The following is a 16,444-nucleotide window of genomic DNA, read 5'->3' on the forward strand; positions in this document are numbered from 1 at the left end:
ATTACCCCCTAACTCGCATTAAACGCAGTCCGTTCAACGTTACAATCAGCGTCGCCCCCATATCGGCGAAAATTGCCATCCATAACGTAAGCATGCCGGGGATTATGAGAAGCAGCGCCAATGCCTTGATGAGCAAAGAGAATGTAATATTTTGCTTAATGATTTGCAACGCTTTACGGCTAAGCTTAATCGTAAACGGAAGTTTGGTCAGGTCATCCGCCATGAGGGCAATATCGGCTGTTTCAAGTGCTGTATCCGTACCGGCCCCACCCATCGCGATGCCTACGTTGGCGCTGGCCAAGGCGGGAGCATCATTGACGCCGTCACCTACCATCCCGACGCGTCCAGTTGTTTTTAACTTCTTGATGGCCTCCAGTTTATCCTGCGGCATAAGCTCCGCTTGAACCTCGCGAATGCCAACTTGCTTCCCGATTGCTTCCGCCGTGGCTCGGTTATCGCCGGTTAGCATAACCGTTTTTTGCACGCCCAGTTCGTGAAGTTTCCGTACGACTTCGCGGCTGCTTTCACGAATTTCGTCAGCGACTGCAATGAGGGCAAGCGCCTCGCTTTCGGTTCCAAGCACCATCACCGTTTTGCCTTCCCCTTGCAGGTGATGGATCTGTTCCTTAACTTCGTTATTCAGTCCCATCATTTCTTCAAACAATTTCGGACTTCCGATGTAATATAACGTTCCGTTGACAACGGCTTTCGCGCCTTTACCGGTAATGGACGAAAAATCATCCGCGGTCCATTTTTCCGAAGAAATGTTCTCTTCATCCGCTTTACGCACAATCGCGGAAGCGAGCGGATGCTGGGACCATTTTTCAATCGCCGCGGCGATTCCCAACAGGTCGCCCTCTTCAGGACCTTTCAGACGGATCAGATCGGTTACGACAGGGACTCCTCGGGTCAATGTGCCGGTTTTATCAAATGCGATCACGGAGAGTTTACCCGTTTCTTCCAGGTGGATACCACCTTTAATTAGTACACCGTTTTTAGCCGCATTCCCAATTGCTGTAACGATGGAAACCGGGGTCGAGATGACCAAGGCGCACGGACACCCTACTACAAGCAAAGCCAATCCCCTATAAATCCAATCGCTCCAAACACCATCGAATAAAAGTGGTGGAACGACCGCAATGACAAGTGCTGTAAACATAATGGCCGGAGTGTAATACTTGGCGAACTTATCTACAAATGCTTGAGAAGGCGCTTTTTCCGCCTGCGCTTCTTCCACAAGGTGAATGATCTTGGCGATAGTGGTGTCTTCCACTCGCTTGGTGACTTCGACTTCCAGCAAGCCCTCTTCGTTTAAAGTCCCTGCGAACACTTCATCGCCCGGCGTTTTAGATACCGGGACGGATTCGCCCGTAATGGCCGCCTGATTTACCGCTGAATTCCCTTTGATGACTTTGCCGTCCATGGCGATCTTTTGACCCGGTTTTACAATCATGATGTCACCAATCTGAATGTCATCGACAGGGATCTGCATCTCCTGATTTCCTCTGCGGATCGTCGCTTCTTTCGGCGCCACGTCCATGAGCGAGCGAATGGATTGACGGGCTTTCTCCATCGAAAATGACTCCAACGCTTCACTGATGGCAAATAACAATACAACCGTTGCGCCTTCGCCCCACTCCCCGATGGCTGCCGCTCCCAAAATAGCCACGGTCATCAATGTGTTCATGTTAAAGTTGAGGCGCACGAGACCTTTGATGCCCTTTATAAATAATTCATAACCGCCAATAAGGATGGATAAACCGTAGAACAAGGTCGATACGGTTTGTCCTTCACCGGCAAGGTAACCTGCAAGCAGAAAAATGGCGGAAACAGCGGCGGTTATCGTGGATTTCCGCTTCCAAAAAGGTACGCGTTCGATCGCTCGTTTTTCACTTTCAGGATATACTTTTAATCCTTCGAAAGAACCGGCTTCCTCCAATTCCTGAACGCTGACTTCCCCATATACCGTAATTTTGGAAGCCCCAAAATTGACTTTCGCATCAACCACTTTGGGCAAAGCCTTCACGTTTTGTTCGAACTTGGCCGCACAGTTCGTACAGGTAAAGCCCTGAACACGATAGACGCTTTTTTTATTCACGCTATTTTCCAAGTGAAACACCTTCTTTCTGATGGGTTACCGCCAATAAAATTAACTGTTTGACGTTCTCGTCTTCCAGTGAATAGAAAACCAGTTTTCCTTCTTTCCGATATTTAGCCAATCCCATATTGCCAAGCAGACGCAAATGATGTGAAGCAGTAGCGACGGTAGAACCGATAATGTTGGCAACATCACATACACATAATTCGTCCTCGCCACTCAAGGCGAATGCAATTTTTAGCCGCGTTTCGTCAGCAAGCGATTTGAATACTTTAGCCATGTCTTGAAAGTTATTTTTACATAGTTTTTCCTTGACCCGGTTGACTTTATCCTCGTCAAAGCAAAATATTTCGCATGCATCTTCTCGTTTCATGGATTCACCTCAAGTCGACGTTATTCTTATATTTATTTGAATATTAGTGTATTCCGGTTTATTGCAATTGTCAAGAGATTGTTCAAATATTTATTTTAACATTTAACAAATGGACATGGTATGGCTCAGCCCAAACAGCCCAAACGGAAGATTTTTAATATGGAGTCTATTGGCCAGCAGAAAGTCCAGGTTGAAGCTTCCAGAGCTTCCAGATGGCCCGTACTCTCCATCGCGACGTAGTACAGCTTCCATGACTAGACATTGCCCGAGTTACATCAGTTAGTCCGTTATGGTTCCTTGAACTCTTTGAATAAAGAAGCGCTGTAGTAATCAAAATACCCCATGATTGATACTTTTGGTTATGAAAGAGGGAAATACTAATGAAAAAAGCCGTATATCTAATGAAAATGGCCAGACGGTTATTTTTTTCGATTTTTGCTTTGGCTGTAATTATCTTGATAACCGTTTATGTCATTGAACCCGAATACGCTTATGTTCCTCCGGAAAAGAAGTTAAAAAGTGATTCAGCGATTAGCATAGCACAAAAAAATAACGCTTCCGGATTTGATGTTTGGGGAAAAACCATAACACAACAAGAAGCGGATCAACTGAGGCAAACTCAAAACGGGCGTGAACTCTTATCGCCCGATCACGGTGCAATAGAAGTAAATCAATCCTTATTGCAATTAGGTCGTAAAGCCTTTTACCAAGAAACTTTCGGCAATGAAGTTTTCTTGACCGACATTATGGGAATCGTCGACGGGGCACTGACCATTCCCAATATGATGAAAGCCATTCTTCAGCTCAAAGGGCAAGGTACCACCAATTTGCAAGTGGAATTGGCGAAGGATGTAACGATTGGCAACAAATTTTTCAAAAAAGGTATGAAAATTGATACAGGCATTGATGTGCCCAAGGGAGCCTATGCTCCTTTAGGAATGCCAGTTAAACTTTCTGAAGGAAGGATGAAAGTAGGCATTAGTTGTGCCGCATGCCATGCCACGGTAGACCGGGAAACCAAACGGGTTATTGAGGGGGCTCCCAACGCAGATCTTAACGTTGGGCTTATTATGGCTCTTGCAACCAATTCGGCCGCATACTTCACTCATGCTCAAATTGAGGGGTTAACCCAATACATCAAGAATTTGGACAGAACCGTCGTTACCTCTGATGGTAATACGGAACCGCTGCCCGATCCCGAAGCCATCGAAAAAGCCGTTGACGAAACATTTGTCAAATGGCCGCAGGGGAATTTTGATTCCACCATCGATATGAAAAGCAATCCTTCACAGATTCCCGATTCATTCACGCTGGGCGACCATCCGTATGGTTGGAGTGGCTTTGCAATGGCTGGACCGTTCAAGGGATTAAGTACGTTCAGTCAAAACGTCCATGCCCAAAATTCGGATTCCCTATCCCAGGCAGACGTCAGCAAAGAGCTTTTTGGGATGGATAAAGAAGTATATCTCGGGACGATATTACAAAATGCTGCAAATCCCAAATACCGTTTTGACCCAAAAAAAGGGCAAAAACCCTCGGAATTTTTCGCAACCGTTGACCCGACACCCGGTTCCCCCGGGGTCAATGAACTGATTCCGTCTCCGACATTCCCCAAAGTATCGTTGATTGCCCCCGACGGTTTATTGGCAAGTTCTCCGGGGTATAGGGTATGGGAACAGATCAACGGAATATCGGCATGGCAAAATACGATTGTACCACCAAAGCCTGAAGAACAAATCGATTCCCGGACACTTGCATTGGGCAAAACCGTATTTCAGCGTGCAGGGTGTATTCGTTGTCATGCAGGGGACGCTTTTACCAATAACCGCATCATATCAGTAAAAGACATCGGAACCGAACCTTCAAGGTGTAACCGTCAAGTACTTTTGAGCAAATTCCGCTAAATAAGTTTCAACACCTAGAAATCTCCAAATATGGTTTCTCTGTGTTTGAGGCGAAAACTGTCCCCATCCAATTTAATCACCTCGCTCTTATGCAAAATCCGATCAAGAATCGCTGTTGTAATCGCTGGATCACCTAGCAGCTCTCCCCAATCCTCCGGACCTTTATTTGAGGTTAGAATAATGGAGGCTTGGCCATAGAGTTGATTCACAAATTGAAAAAATAAATTCGATTCGCTTTTGTCCATGGCCATAAACATGAGATCATCGATGATCACAAGATCTGACCGTAAGATCCGTTTCATGCGAGTCTGTGACGTCCGTGCAATCTCTTGAGTCTTCATCAGATGGACCAGGTTACCCATGGAAACAAAGCTGACCCGGTAGCCTCGTTCCAATGCTTCCAATCCCAGTCCCACTGACAAATGCGTCTTACCAACGCCGGGCGGGCCCAACAGAATCAGGTTATATGTATGCTCCAGCCACAACATCTCCCGAAGTTGTTCCATCTGTCTTTTAGTAAGGGATTGCTGTTCTTCCAGCCGAAATTCATCCAGGGACTTAATGAAGGGGAAGGCCGCCCATTTCAGGCGTTTCAATCGCTGCTTTTCTTCCCGTCGCTGCAGTTCATGCCTCAAGATATGATGCAGGAATTGACCACAGCTCCAATCCTTCGTTTGAGCGTCCATGAGACTTTCCTCCAAGATCTGTGCCGCCTCCGTCAGGTGGAGTGCGCTCATCCATTGCTTCAATTCGCCCGTAGATGCTGACATCCTATCTACCTCCCAAGATGCGTTTATATGTCTCGTATCCCCGTATTTGGGGCTTTATTTTTAGCTTTGCGGGATCCACCTGAGCCAGCAATTGAATATTGCTTTCATTCGGCTTCTCAACGATTTGCCTCTGCGCCGTATCCATGTAGTATTTAACGGCATCTGCAAAGTCTGCAGCACGGTACAGGCTGCGCTTTAGACAATAAGCTAGAGCTTGATCGGCCGATTCGGTGGTCGCCTCCGAGACGCTCCGTTCTATCGCTTGCAGTTGATCGCGTATGTATCTAGGTTTCTGTCGGCGAATCTCCTCTAGGTAACGCCTAGCTCCATGAGAATCCGTGAATCTTTCCGCAACATGATCCATGTATGCTTGAATGCCCTTCGTTCGATCCCGGCCATGGTTATTATTACGGATGAGTTCTCCCTTTCGATGGAGGCTAAGTGGATGCTCTGCCAAAATTTCTCCTGTATCCCCATCATAGATGAGAAGGCGATTGTCCTCTGTTACCTGCACAGCCACTTCTTTATCGGTTCCATCGTATGTGCCGAGGGGAACAGTGTATCGATTGGATTGATACCAGATGGTATGTCAAGCGTCTGTGAATATGTCAGGTTAACTGTTCTATGAAAATGTCAGGGAGATGATAGCTGATTAAACAGCCGCCGTCCTCTTGCAGACTAGCCGGATGCTGTGCTACGCTGTAACTGCTTGCTGGAGAATGGTTTTCTCCAGGGATGGTTTGCAGCGGGCTTGCGCGGGGACGCAGGCGCCGCTTCTTTTTTGGCCGTTGTTGGCGCCGGGGTCTGTGTGGCCTGTGTCTCCACACAAGGCCAGGCCCGCCCTTGATCCCACAGCCACACTTGTCCATCCATGCCGACACGCACTTCGACGACGCTCTTCGCTTCCCAGCGCGGAACACCGGGGACGGGCTTTGGCATGTAGCATTTCCCTTTCCAGAAGAACGTCTGCCCGCCGCTGATGCGCCGGTATTCCCGACGCGTGAAGATATGCTCCAAAGGCGTTTCGGGCAGCGGCCGGTAGGCCGGTTCAGCTTCTTGCGGCGCGACGGCAAACTGACGATTGTGCTTGGCGATAAGTTCCGGTAACACGCGATTGGCTTCCTCCATCGTGCACACGTTGCGCAGCCTAAGTTCGATCACCAGGCGATCCTGAAAGGTTTGCCAGAGCCGTTCGATCCGTCCTTTGGCTTGGGGTGACAGCGCCTCGATATGGGTAATGCCCAGATCGGCGAGGGCCTGTCCGAAGGTGGAAAGCGACGGCGGCTCACCGGCCAATTCCTGCTCGAGGGTTGGCTTGCCCTTGGGCGGGTGAAAAATGGAGTGTTGGTCGCTGTAGAGCGCAAGCGGTACGCCTTTGCGCCTAAGCCCCTCGATCATGACGGTCACGTAGCCCTCCAGTGTTTCGGTCGGGCGGAAGGTGGCCGCGACCACTTCCCCGGTGGCGTCATCGATGATGCCGTGCAGGGTGAGCATGGGACCGCGATCCTCCAGCCAGGCATAGGGAGAAGCATCGATCTGCCACAGCATGCCCGCCTGAGGTTTGCGGGGCCGGGGTCGGTGAGCCTTCGGACGACGGCGCAGCCGCGCGGGACGCAACCCGCCTTCCAGCAGAATGCGGCGGACCGAAGAGACGCTTAAATGGATGTTTTCGTGTTCGGCCAACAGCTCGGCAAAGTGGGTGGCATTGCTTCCGAAGTAGCGCTCCTGATACAGGAGCATAACGCGTTGTTTGAGCGAATCGGTCAAGGTGTGAGCCGGCTTACGGCCCCGATTCCCATGTGCGATCGCTTGTGCACCTCCGTGACGATATTTGGCCTTGAGCCGATACGCTTGACGGACACTGATGCCCAGGTTGCGTGCAACATCCTGTTCCGTGAGATGGCCGTCGATCCATTTTTCAATGACCATAACGCGTTTCAGTTCGTTCTTTGTCAAGGTGATCTGCTCCTTGCTCATACTGACATTTTCTCGGATCAGTTACACCCTGACAATATCACAGAACAACAACAATTGATACCAGATGGTATTGTCCTTTCGCACGGTTCTCGTTATACTAGAGTTAACATTAATTTCTATCTTTTTGTGGATCGGGCGAAGATACACTTTTTCTATGGCGTATACTTCGGCCGGTATTTTTTTGGTCGTTTGGTGCATTTTCGCATTTCCCGTTCGGTGTAACCAGGCGATGCATTGCTCATTCAACTTGTCCACGTTGGTGAAAGGGCGGTGCCGGGCGAAGTTTCGTTTGATGTATTTCACTACGCTCTCAATTTTGCCTTTGCTCTCGGGATCGCCTTTGCGGCACATGTGTATCCGGAAGTTTCGTTCTTCCACATACTTTGCAAATTCGTGGGTTAGAATGAGATCGCCGTGGTTTTCGCTGGTTAGCAGCAAATGATCCTGATCGTAGACGATTTCCTCTGGCAAACCGCCGTAGAACTCAAAGGCTTCTTCATGGGCATGCACGACATCCGCCGTTGTGAACGGCCGGTCTTGCCATTTCGCGTATTTGTACCGAGACCGGGATAGAACAAAAGTGATGAACCAAAGCCTGACCAGATAACCTTCCGGGTGCCGAAGCTTGGCTTCCCCGAAGTCCACCTGCATCTGCTTTCCCATTGGCAGCTCTTCAACTGCTTCATACTGTCTCATGCGCTTTTCTTTCGGTATTCCATACTCCATTCGCAGACCGCTCACATAATTTCGGACGGTGCTTTCAGCGATCTTCACATCCTTGTAACGTTCCTGCAGCCAGTCCATCACCTGAGCACCAGATAGGTCTGGGTATTTACGCAACCAACTGAGGATCTCTGTTTCGAATGAGTCCAACTTTTTGGATCGAGTTTCGAGACTCTCTAAGAACTGCTTATACTCATCGACGGACATGTTCCAGTATTTCATCACCGTATTCCGGGATAGATTTAAGTTTCGGGCCACCTGCGATTTTCTCAACCCTAGTTTTTTCTGCTCCTGAATGGCGAAGTACATAGGCCACCTTTCCTTCTTCCTCATACCTCTTCCTCCTGGTGCTAAATTACCAGTTCTATGATAGCTTAATAGGAAGGGTATGGTAAATGTTGCTCATTCTTATTTAGCGGAATCTGTTGATTCTATTCTAGCGGTTACACAAGGGCTAAAGCATTAAAGAAAACGGAGAAAATTTTTGGAGAATCCTACATGTATTCGCCTAAACACTCCTGTACCCCTTCCTAATGGAGCACGTGCGCTGAAGGTTCCTACGGATCTATTCGACAAAGAGCAAATCAAACTTGCTTTTGCCCACGGGGATTCCGAGGGAGGATACAAGGTGCCAAGCCTTATCGGTCTTTATTGGACTGCCCCTTACCTGCATGATGGGGGTGTAGCCGTTGGTAAGGACGCCAAAACCCAACTTGGAGTAACGGCAACCCTAATGAAGGGCATTCAACCGGACCCAACGAACAGCATCCGGGCACTCGTGGACAAAAAACTGAGGGAACAAGTGGTAAACGCCAATCGCTCATCAAAAGATTTACAATCCGTTCACGTTCAAGGAATTGGGCATGAATTTTGGGTGGATTCCTCCACCGGATTTACGGAGAAGGAACAGGAAGCCTTAATCAAATATTTGCTGTCGTTAAAATAACCGTTTTTTTTCAAAACGAGGGAGCCAAAGGGCTCTCTTTTGTTTTAGGTCTAAAATCCACGTCCTCTTGGGTAGGTGATTTGACCGATCCACGTGGCATCACCCCAAAGTTTGGATATGAGCCCCCTAGTCCGAGTCACAGCGGAACTTTAACCCGCCTGATAATCTGATGATAGTAGTACCAGCGTAGTCAATTTGAAAGCGATTTTTACTTGAAAATTCAATCTGCGTCATGTTATTGATTTTGCGGATATGTTTGATTCTCTGCCCAATATCATCCATTTACATGTCCCCTCTTTAAAATGCTTGCTGGAATATACAAAGAAGCCCTCAAAATGAGGACTTCTTTGTATGTGGCGTAGTCTCGTCTGCCATTAAAGCATTTGTTTGCCGGGAGTTTTTTAAAGCATATACTTGCCACAACGGCAAAAATATGCTTTAACTCACACTCGCCCCAGGATTCTTTGTTTGACAAACTTCACGGGCCGCAGTACCGCCAAAGACGTCTTGCTCACCTCCGCCAACTCGACGGCGATCTGAACGGCGGAATTTCCGGCCCCGACAACCACCACCCTTTGGTTCACAAACGGAGTCGGGTTGCGGTACTCGGAAGAATGAAGGATATTTCCCCGAAACTCTTCCCGTCCTTTTATTACGGGCATATATGGATGTTGAAAAGCCCCAGTTGCGTTAATGACGGTTCTGCTCAGATACGTATTTCCGGAAACCGTTCGAATCGTGAATGTATCGCCGGTTTTCTCCACCGACTTCACCCGCTGATTGGTTTGAATCGGCAGCCGAAATTGTTTGGCATACTTCTGCAAGTAACGAATGACTTCATCCCGCAGCGGGTAATGATCACCTGCCCCTGGGAACTTCATGCCGGGCAACGATGAAAACCGCGCGGGAGAAAACAATTTAAGACTGTCATAGTAATTCGGCCACGATCCGACTGCTCGCTCGTTCGCCTCCAAAATGAGAAACCGCAGTCCATTCTTTTGCAAGTGGTACCCTGAGGCCAGACCAGCCTGACCTCCTCCGATGACGATGGTATCCCATAGCTCTTTCATACCGATTCCTCCCCAGACTTTACTTGCAAATTGCAAGTATTAGAAATTTTATTTGCAAACTGCAAGTATGCGGCAAAACAAGCCATGATTTTCCCGTTGTTAACCGCAACAAAACCCCGTTTTCTCCATGCATGCGTTCAACAGCTTCAGCGAGCGGATCACGGTTTCTTTTTCAAACTCATTCATATGGGAGAAAATTTGACTCAAATATTCTTGCACCTGCTGCTCAATCGCTGCCGCGACAAATTTCCCTTCTGTCGTCAACTCTAATATATATACCCTTCGATCTTGGTCGAAAGGCGTTTTTTTCACGAGCTTTTTCCGAATCAACGATTGAATTTGCCGGCTGAATGTGGTGATATCCATTCCCAAAGCATCCGCAATCTGTTGCATGGACGGACGATGCTGGCGATCAATCTCATAAAGAATGTGGCTCTGAGTTAAGGAGACACTCATTCCGCCAACCGAACAACAATTTTTGTTCAGGAAACCAAAACGCCGGGTAATCAATTGGAGAACATGGCGAACATCTTCCATCGAGTTCACCTCCAATGATCATTATACATTTTTATTTGCAATTTGCAACTATAATGAAGAAGAATTTCGACCCTTTTTCCAAAGCGAAAACAGGGTCAGACTCAGAAACAGTTTCTGGAACCTGAATTTTGTGCGGTGCAGATCAACACCAAACCACTGAAAAATGTATCAGCCAAACAAAAGACCGGTTTCGTTACCGGTTTGCAAAATAGTTCATACTTGGTCGGGATGAATATTAAATTGCTGAATTCCGTGATATGAATTCCGTATATTATCTCTATAAGTTCGTCTCTTTGCTAATTTCAAGTTCCTCTTCATACTTTCGAGCTTTATTAGCCATTCTTCTTCCGTCCACTTATCCAACATATCCTTGTTTCTGCAATCATTTGTTTCAAAAAAACGACCCGAGGTTTCCCAAAGGGGAATTAAATTGATCTTCGCTCTCAATTCAAGCTTTTTCATTCTGTCTTGAGAATCATTCCATCTCCGGCACCTTCCACATCGTTTCCCGCTCAAGAAGTTATTCAAACAAATCTCCGTCTCATGTCCATAGGGGCAAATGACTTTAATCGGCGCTTTCCCATTAATGTAAATTGAATCCAAAACTTTATATCCTTCCACCGCGAAAATATTTATCACTTGATACAGAGAATATTTCTTTTTTCGTCCACATACGCTACATCTACGTCCAGAACCAAAATTACTCATATTGGTCGTCCATTCATGACCTTTGGGACACATCACGTTCAAATTACTTTTTGCATTTTTATATTCTGTGGAAAGTAGCTTGTAGCCTTCCTTTTCAAATCTACTCCGTACTTCTTCATACGTAAGCTTATCCTTAATAAATATCATATTTACCCCTTCCGGGGTCTAGCGCAGCCGTCGTTTTCTATGCGTTATATTTTCTACGTTTGTAGACGCGACACCAATGCCATGTTATTGTTCAAAAACAATAATAAAACCCTCCAGACTCTGAAGGGCGTAATAATATGTATGGTGCGGTTGAGAGGACTCGAACCTCCACGGGGTGTTAGCCCGCACGGACCTGAATCCAGCGCGTCTGCCAATTCCGCCACACCGGCATATTACCGGGCGTAAGTGTAAACACTACGGTAATTATTACAGGCGCAAATAATAGGTGTATTCGGGCGAATATTGTCATTCTCTTTCCCGTCACGATATCCGGCAGCACGGCCAGTTTCGCCCATCAACCGATCTGGTCTTTTGGAATACAATCGCAGCCCATTTTGATGTGCTAAAATTGATGAAACCCAGTCTTCCAAGCTAGGCTTCTTTCAACATGCAATAATTACCTTGTTTATCAACTACTTTCTCTTCTATCATCTTGGCTAGATTTTTTTCGATTCGAGTCCTCATCTCCTCCGTTACTCGCATAAAACCGAATAATCTGCAGACTGAAGGAGCGATTTCATCTTCTTTCATCCCAAACGCATCGGAAATCACCTTTTCGATGGCAACCCGGATCTCCTCCGTTGAAACCCATTCCAGTTTTTTGGATGAAGCGGGAAGGTTGCTACGGTCTCGAATAGTAGGTCGATTCATTCCTTTTAACCACAGAAAATCATCTTTAATTACAACTTTTCCCGTTCGGACAAGTAATCTGCATGCCTTTTCGATAGCTTCCTTAATGCGATTGCCTGCCCGTTTAATACCCGCCGCCTCACAAATTCTTTTTAGGACTTCATGAATATGCACAGGACTTTCGACTTTCACCACTTCCAAGACCCAGGAAGAAATTTGTTCTAATGGAATCTCGTGAAACTCGTAACCGGGCGCACCTATTCTAAAAGTGGCACATTGATAAGGAGTTACAGCATGTTGTTCTTCACGCGTGCTTTCGTCCCGTTCCAGAGAAAAAACATTCGCTTCTTCCTTCCGAATTTCCTTCGAGCTAGACTTTATATGAAGCCGCGCCTTCTCTATGGCTTCAGCCAGCCGTTTTCGTTCCCGATCCGGATGACGAAACCAGTCGGTACTCCATATCCGGTGAATGTTCCACCCCAGTCCTTCCAGCACTTGCTGCCTTAACCGGTCACGATCCCGCGCCGACCTGGCACTGTGATAGGTGGCTCCATCGCATTCCACACCCAAAAGGTATCGGCCAGGCGATTCCGGATCCACCACAGCCAAGTCGATGTAAAATCCTCCGGATCCTACCTGTTTTCTGACTTCATATCCCATCGAAAGGATCGCTTCCGCCACCGCTTCCTCAAATGGCGAATCCGCCGCCCTGTCCGTGGCCTTGGGAATATCCAGGATTCCGGTCCTAGCGTATTTGAGGAATGTTTTCAAGGCTTTCATTCCTTGGGCTTGCGTGCGGCTTAAATCGATATCATCGTCCGTGATGTTGGTAAACACTTCGCAACGCAAACGAGCACGGGTGATCAGCACGTTTAGTCTCCGCTCTCCTCCATTGCGATTCAGCGCTCCGAAATCCATGGATACGTACCCGTCTTCCGTTTTGCCGTAACCGATGCTGATGAACATCACGTCGCGTTCGTCGCCCTGGACATTTTCCAAATTTTTAACAAAGAACGGTTCATGGGGATGCGCTTGGAAAAACGATTCGCACGACGGGTCTTCCCGGCGCAAAAGTTCCAGCTGATCTTGAATCGCCTGCATTTGCGCTACACTAAATGCGACGACACCCAAAGTCAAATGGGGATCCCGCTTGGCATGCGCCATGACCGCCTGTGCGACGGCTTTGGCTTCTTCCATATTGGTTCGGCTGCGTCCCCGGTCATACCGGGTATGTGGCAAGTATTGAAACACAAGGCCCGAACGGTCTTTTTGCAAGTCAGGGCTTGGAAAAACGACGAGCCGGTTATCGTAAAACTCCAAGTTGGAAACCGCGATTAACGATTCGTGCCGGCTTCGATAATGCCAACGGAGCATCCGCCGCGGCGCATTTTGAGCCAGAAAGAGCCCCAGGATACTTTCCAGATCGCCAACGGTGTCATCCTCTTCGCTTTCTTCCCCTTTGGTGATAGAGTCGAAAAAATGGGTCGGTGGCATTTGTTTGCTGTCTCCGACGATCACCACCTGTTTGCCGCGAAGAATGGCTCCGAACGCATCCACCGGCTTGACCTGACTCGCTTCATCAAATATAACCAGGTCAAACTTCAAACTTCCCGGCGGAAGATATGTCGCGATCGAGAGTGGCCCCATCATAAACACCGGCTTGAGGGCTTGTATCGCATAGCCCGCATTTTCCATGAGCCGGCGGATGGGCAAATGTCCCTTTTTCTTTTCAAATTCGCGTTTCAGGACCCCCAACTGTCCTCCTGCTTCGTACTGGGGAATCCTTTTCCAATGAATTTCGGCCAGTTTCATTTTGTTATGTTCCAAAAGAGCGCGATCCAATTCCTGAAACGTTTCCACGACATGGCGATGCCGATCCCCGTCAAACTGCACCAATACGGATCGTTCCTGAAAAGCTTGTTTAGTCAGCGCATCATACCATGTAAAGCGAAAAAGATCGGTTAACTGTCGCGAGGCGTGTTCCCAAGTGCGGCTGAGCGACACAACGGCCCCCATCTCTTCCTTGTTGCATGCGTCGCACAGCAAGTTGTAGGAAGCCAGCGTTTGTATCGAATCAGCATGATCCGCCCAACGCTGAAACCGTTCATCCAACTCTTGAAACGGTTGATCCGAGAGCGACTGAGAATTCCCGAATACAGTGGAAGTGTCGAGCTCCAGAAGGTTGGCCAGTTCTGCAACCCATTCCCGGAACTGCTCCAAACGTTGTCCGACTGTTGCCATACTGTTTTCTAATTCCGTACGATTCACGGGTGTAGTTAACAAAGGAATGATCCAGCCCGGTAAACGGCCGGTTTGGATTTCTTTGTGCAATGGACACAACCATTGAACCCACTCGTTGATGCGAGTCCAATCCGATTGTTCTTTCTTCCAGTGCACGCCAAAACAAGATCCCCCCAAGGCATCCATGCTTTGAATGAATTGTTGCTGACGCCTTGCTTCGATGATGTCCTCCACAACTTGGAGGACATCCAGTTTTTGATAAGAGACGTCCTTATATAAACGAAAAAGCTTATTCCTTGCTTTCCGATAAGATCCCGATAACCATCGCCACCATTTTTTCTGGTACATCATGAGCGTTTGTCGAACATCGAGCAGATCCTGATCCCACGCTTCGGGAATCAGAATGTCCCGATATCGGTGCCGTAATTCCGAAAATTTCAGACCTGACGAAACGAGACGTTGAATTTCTTCAGCTTGTTGAGTCCATTCGTCCGCACTTATCTTGACCCCTTGCAATTCCGGCGCTTCCAGTATTTTGCTTGCGACAACACCGACCATTTGGACTTCTTTTACGTCCTGAGGAGTTTCCACATGCAGCATTTGCGCCAACGCTTGGGAAGATTCCTTTAAGGTTTCGAGCGCCCGTTTCGCTTTGTTCACCATCTCCCTTAATTTGCCCACTTCCGTTGGCAAGAAAACGGTTCGCCCGCTTCCCCAAAACGGATGCTCCTTCGGAATTCCCATCGTGCCCAGCAGTTTCTGGAGCTCCTCCACGAGCAGAAGACGGCGCTGGAACGTGGAGCGATCCCATTTCTCCATCCCGTTGATTTCCAGGCTGGGGAAAATAAAGTCGTCACCAATCTTGTGCCCGAACCGCACCAGTTCGCCTAATAGTTGATAAGGGGTGAGCCCGCTTTCCCCCACCGGTGTATGATTCGCCGCGCAATAATCATTGAGCCGTCGACGAAAGTCTTCTAGCACATTAACTTTGTCTTCAAACTCTTTCACTTTCGGTTTGCCCAACTCCAACGTTCTGGCCAATTCGCTGAGGAGCGTTTTTTTGTTGGTCTTATGGCTGTGTAATTCAAGACAAGCGTCTCCCAATCCGACGTGATCCAGCCGCCGTTTGACCACTTCCAGGGCAGCCATTTTCTCCGATACGAACAATACCGTTTTCCCGCGTCCCACAGCTTCGGCAATGATATTGGTGATCGTCTGCGATTTCCCCGTTCCCGGCGGACCCTGGATGACCAGATTCCGGCCGCTGTTGACGTCGAGAATGGCCTGCAACTGCGAGCTGTCCGCATCCACCACATGATGCACATCATGAAATGAAACATGCGGATCCATAAAATCGTCATCTTGAATGACGGAAGCCGGTTCCGAAAATCCTTCATTTAACAAACTGAGCAGGATGGCATGATCGGTAGGTTTGCTTTCTTCCGGCCAGTTCGTTACGTCCAAATCCCGGTACATCAAAAACTTGCCGAATGAAAAAAATCCCAAAACGATGGCCTGTTTGTCCACCGTCCACCGAGGCTCGCTTTGAATGGCTTCTTCCACTTGAAGGAAATACTGGACGACATCGATCTCCTCTTCTTCCGGAAGAGGCGGAATGGAAATCCCGAATTCCGCTTTCGCCTTCGCGATCAGGGATAAGTTGGATCCGATGTCTTCTTCGGTATAAGAGACTTTGAACCGTTCCCGCGCATTCGTCCGTTCCAGTTTCACCGGGATCAAGATAATGGGAGCCTTTCGAACCTCTTGACTGCTTTCGGATTCATGCCAGTGCAGCATTCCAAGAGCCATATACAAAATGTTAACGCCCTGTTCTTCGATAAAAGTCCGGGCTGTGTAATATGTATTTAACAACCTTGCCTGCAATTGTTTTTCGGTCAAATTCGTTTTCAACTTGGATTCAGGAACGCGCTGTTGGGATAGCGAAAAATCCTCTTCCGAAGACGGAATTTCGTTTTCAGTTTCTTCAGCTTCCGCTTCAGATGGAAGCAATTCGTTTTTTCCTTTCTCCACGGGCATGAAGGTGACCGATTTTTGATTGCAAACCAGAATTTCAAAAACGTCCAGCGGTGACCCGCCTACCACTTCCAAACCACGGGATTTCAAAAGACGGTAATTCAGTAGAGAATTCCGTAATCCGAGGTCCAATAATTCTTGTCGAGCCATCTCCAATTTATGATGCACGGACGGATTGCCGTTCACTTCCCAAACCCCCGAACCTCTACGTCAATCATGGGTATAT

General features: G+C 47.9%; 9 protein-coding genes and 3 pseudogenes. 2 read left to right on the top strand and 10 right to left on the bottom strand.

Annotation, left to right across the window (positions count from 1 at the left end; translation table 11 throughout):
• Position 1: 1 nt before the first annotated feature.
• Together THEAE_RS0114360 and THEAE_RS0114365 are read right to left on the bottom strand one after the other, a co-directional pair.
• Positions 2 to 2,110, bottom strand: a complete 2,109-nt coding sequence (locus THEAE_RS0114360) for a heavy metal translocating P-type ATPase (RefSeq protein WP_028987965.1) — start codon at positions 2,108 to 2,110, stop codon at positions 2 to 4.
• Positions 2,100 to 2,471 (bottom strand): ArsR/SmtB family transcription factor, encoded by a 372-nt coding sequence (locus THEAE_RS0114365; protein WP_028987966.1) that lies wholly within the window; start codon positions 2,469 to 2,471, stop codon positions 2,100 to 2,102. Before THEAE_RS0114365 ends, THEAE_RS0114360 begins: the two co-directional genes overlap by 11 nt.
• Before the next feature lie 407 nt (positions 2,472 to 2,878).
• Between THEAE_RS0114365 and THEAE_RS21150 the strand changes: the two are divergent.
• Positions 2,879 to 4,339, top strand: a pseudogene (locus THEAE_RS21150) (electron transport protein); the annotation flags it as partial.
• A gap of 50 nt (positions 4,340 to 4,389) precedes the next feature.
• On the opposite strand, the gene istB reads toward THEAE_RS21150, so the two are convergent.
• From istB to istA, 4 genes are all read right to left on the bottom strand, one after another.
• Positions 4,390 to 5,145: an IS21-like element helper ATPase IstB gene (gene istB / locus THEAE_RS0114375; RefSeq protein WP_028987967.1), complete on the bottom strand. Its 756-nt coding sequence runs from the start codon at positions 5,143 to 5,145 to the stop codon at positions 4,390 to 4,392.
• 1 nt (position 5,146) lies between these two features.
• Entirely contained in the window at positions 5,147 to 5,659 is a 513-nt protein-coding gene (locus THEAE_RS0114380; protein ID WP_028987968.1) for a hypothetical protein, read from the bottom strand.
• A 164-nt stretch (positions 5,660 to 5,823) separates the two neighbouring features.
• Complete coding sequence (locus THEAE_RS0114385) at positions 5,824 to 7,101, bottom strand: ISNCY family transposase (RefSeq protein ID WP_028987906.1); 1,278 nt, start codon at positions 7,099 to 7,101, stop codon at positions 5,824 to 5,826.
• A 42-nt stretch (positions 7,102 to 7,143) separates the two neighbouring features.
• A complete protein-coding gene (gene istA, locus THEAE_RS21155; RefSeq protein ID WP_245605569.1) occupies positions 7,144 to 8,178 on the bottom strand; it encodes an IS21 family transposase in 1,035 nt (344 codons plus the stop codon).
• A 114-nt stretch (positions 8,179 to 8,292) separates the two neighbouring features.
• Here istA and THEAE_RS23590 point away from each other — a divergent pair.
• Positions 8,293 to 8,791 (top strand): annotated as a pseudogene (locus THEAE_RS23590) (electron transport protein); the annotation flags it as partial.
• Positions 8,792 to 9,240: 449 nt separating this feature from the next.
• Here the strand turns inward: THEAE_RS23590 and THEAE_RS21160 are convergent.
• The 4 genes and pseudogenes from THEAE_RS21160 to THEAE_RS0114420 form a co-directional block, all read right to left on the bottom strand.
• Positions 9,241 to 9,861: pseudogene (locus THEAE_RS21160) on the bottom strand (flavin-containing monooxygenase); the annotation flags it as partial.
• Between the two features lie 99 nt (positions 9,862 to 9,960).
• Entirely contained in the window at positions 9,961 to 10,398 is a 438-nt protein-coding gene (locus THEAE_RS0114410) for a MarR family winged helix-turn-helix transcriptional regulator (protein ID WP_028987970.1), read from the bottom strand.
• Positions 10,399 to 10,611: 213 nt separating this feature from the next.
• Entirely contained in the window at positions 10,612 to 11,253 is a 642-nt protein-coding gene (locus THEAE_RS0114415; protein WP_028987971.1) for a hypothetical protein, read from the bottom strand.
• A gap of 432 nt (positions 11,254 to 11,685) precedes the next feature.
• Complete coding sequence (locus THEAE_RS0114420; RefSeq protein WP_039944485.1) at positions 11,686 to 16,404, bottom strand: DUF3320 domain-containing protein; 4,719 nt, start codon at positions 16,402 to 16,404, stop codon at positions 11,686 to 11,688.
• Positions 16,405 to 16,444 lie beyond the last annotated feature (40 nt).

Origin of the sequence: Thermicanus aegyptius DSM 12793 (genome assembly GCF_000510645.1) — a bacterium.
Lineage (GTDB): Bacteria > Bacillota > Bacilli > Thermicanales > Thermicanaceae > Thermicanus > Thermicanus aegyptius.

Excerpts from the sequence above, each read along its gene's own strand:
- istB (WP_028987967.1), bottom strand. The coding sequence starts at position 5,145 with ATGTCAGCATCTACGGGCGAATTGAAGCAATGGATGAGCGCACTCCAC.
- THEAE_RS0114410 (WP_028987970.1), bottom strand. The coding sequence starts at position 10,398 with ATGGAAGATGTTCGCCATGTTCTCCAATTGATTACCCGGCGTTTTGGT.
- istA (WP_245605569.1), bottom strand. The coding sequence starts at position 8,178 with ATGAGGAAGAAGGAAAGGTGGCCTATGTACTTCGCCATTCAGGAGCAG.
- THEAE_RS0114415 (WP_028987971.1), bottom strand. The coding sequence starts at position 11,253 with ATGATATTTATTAAGGATAAGCTTACGTATGAAGAAGTACGGAGTAGA.
- THEAE_RS0114365 (WP_028987966.1), bottom strand. The coding sequence starts at position 2,471 with ATGAAACGAGAAGATGCATGCGAAATATTTTGCTTTGACGAGGATAAA.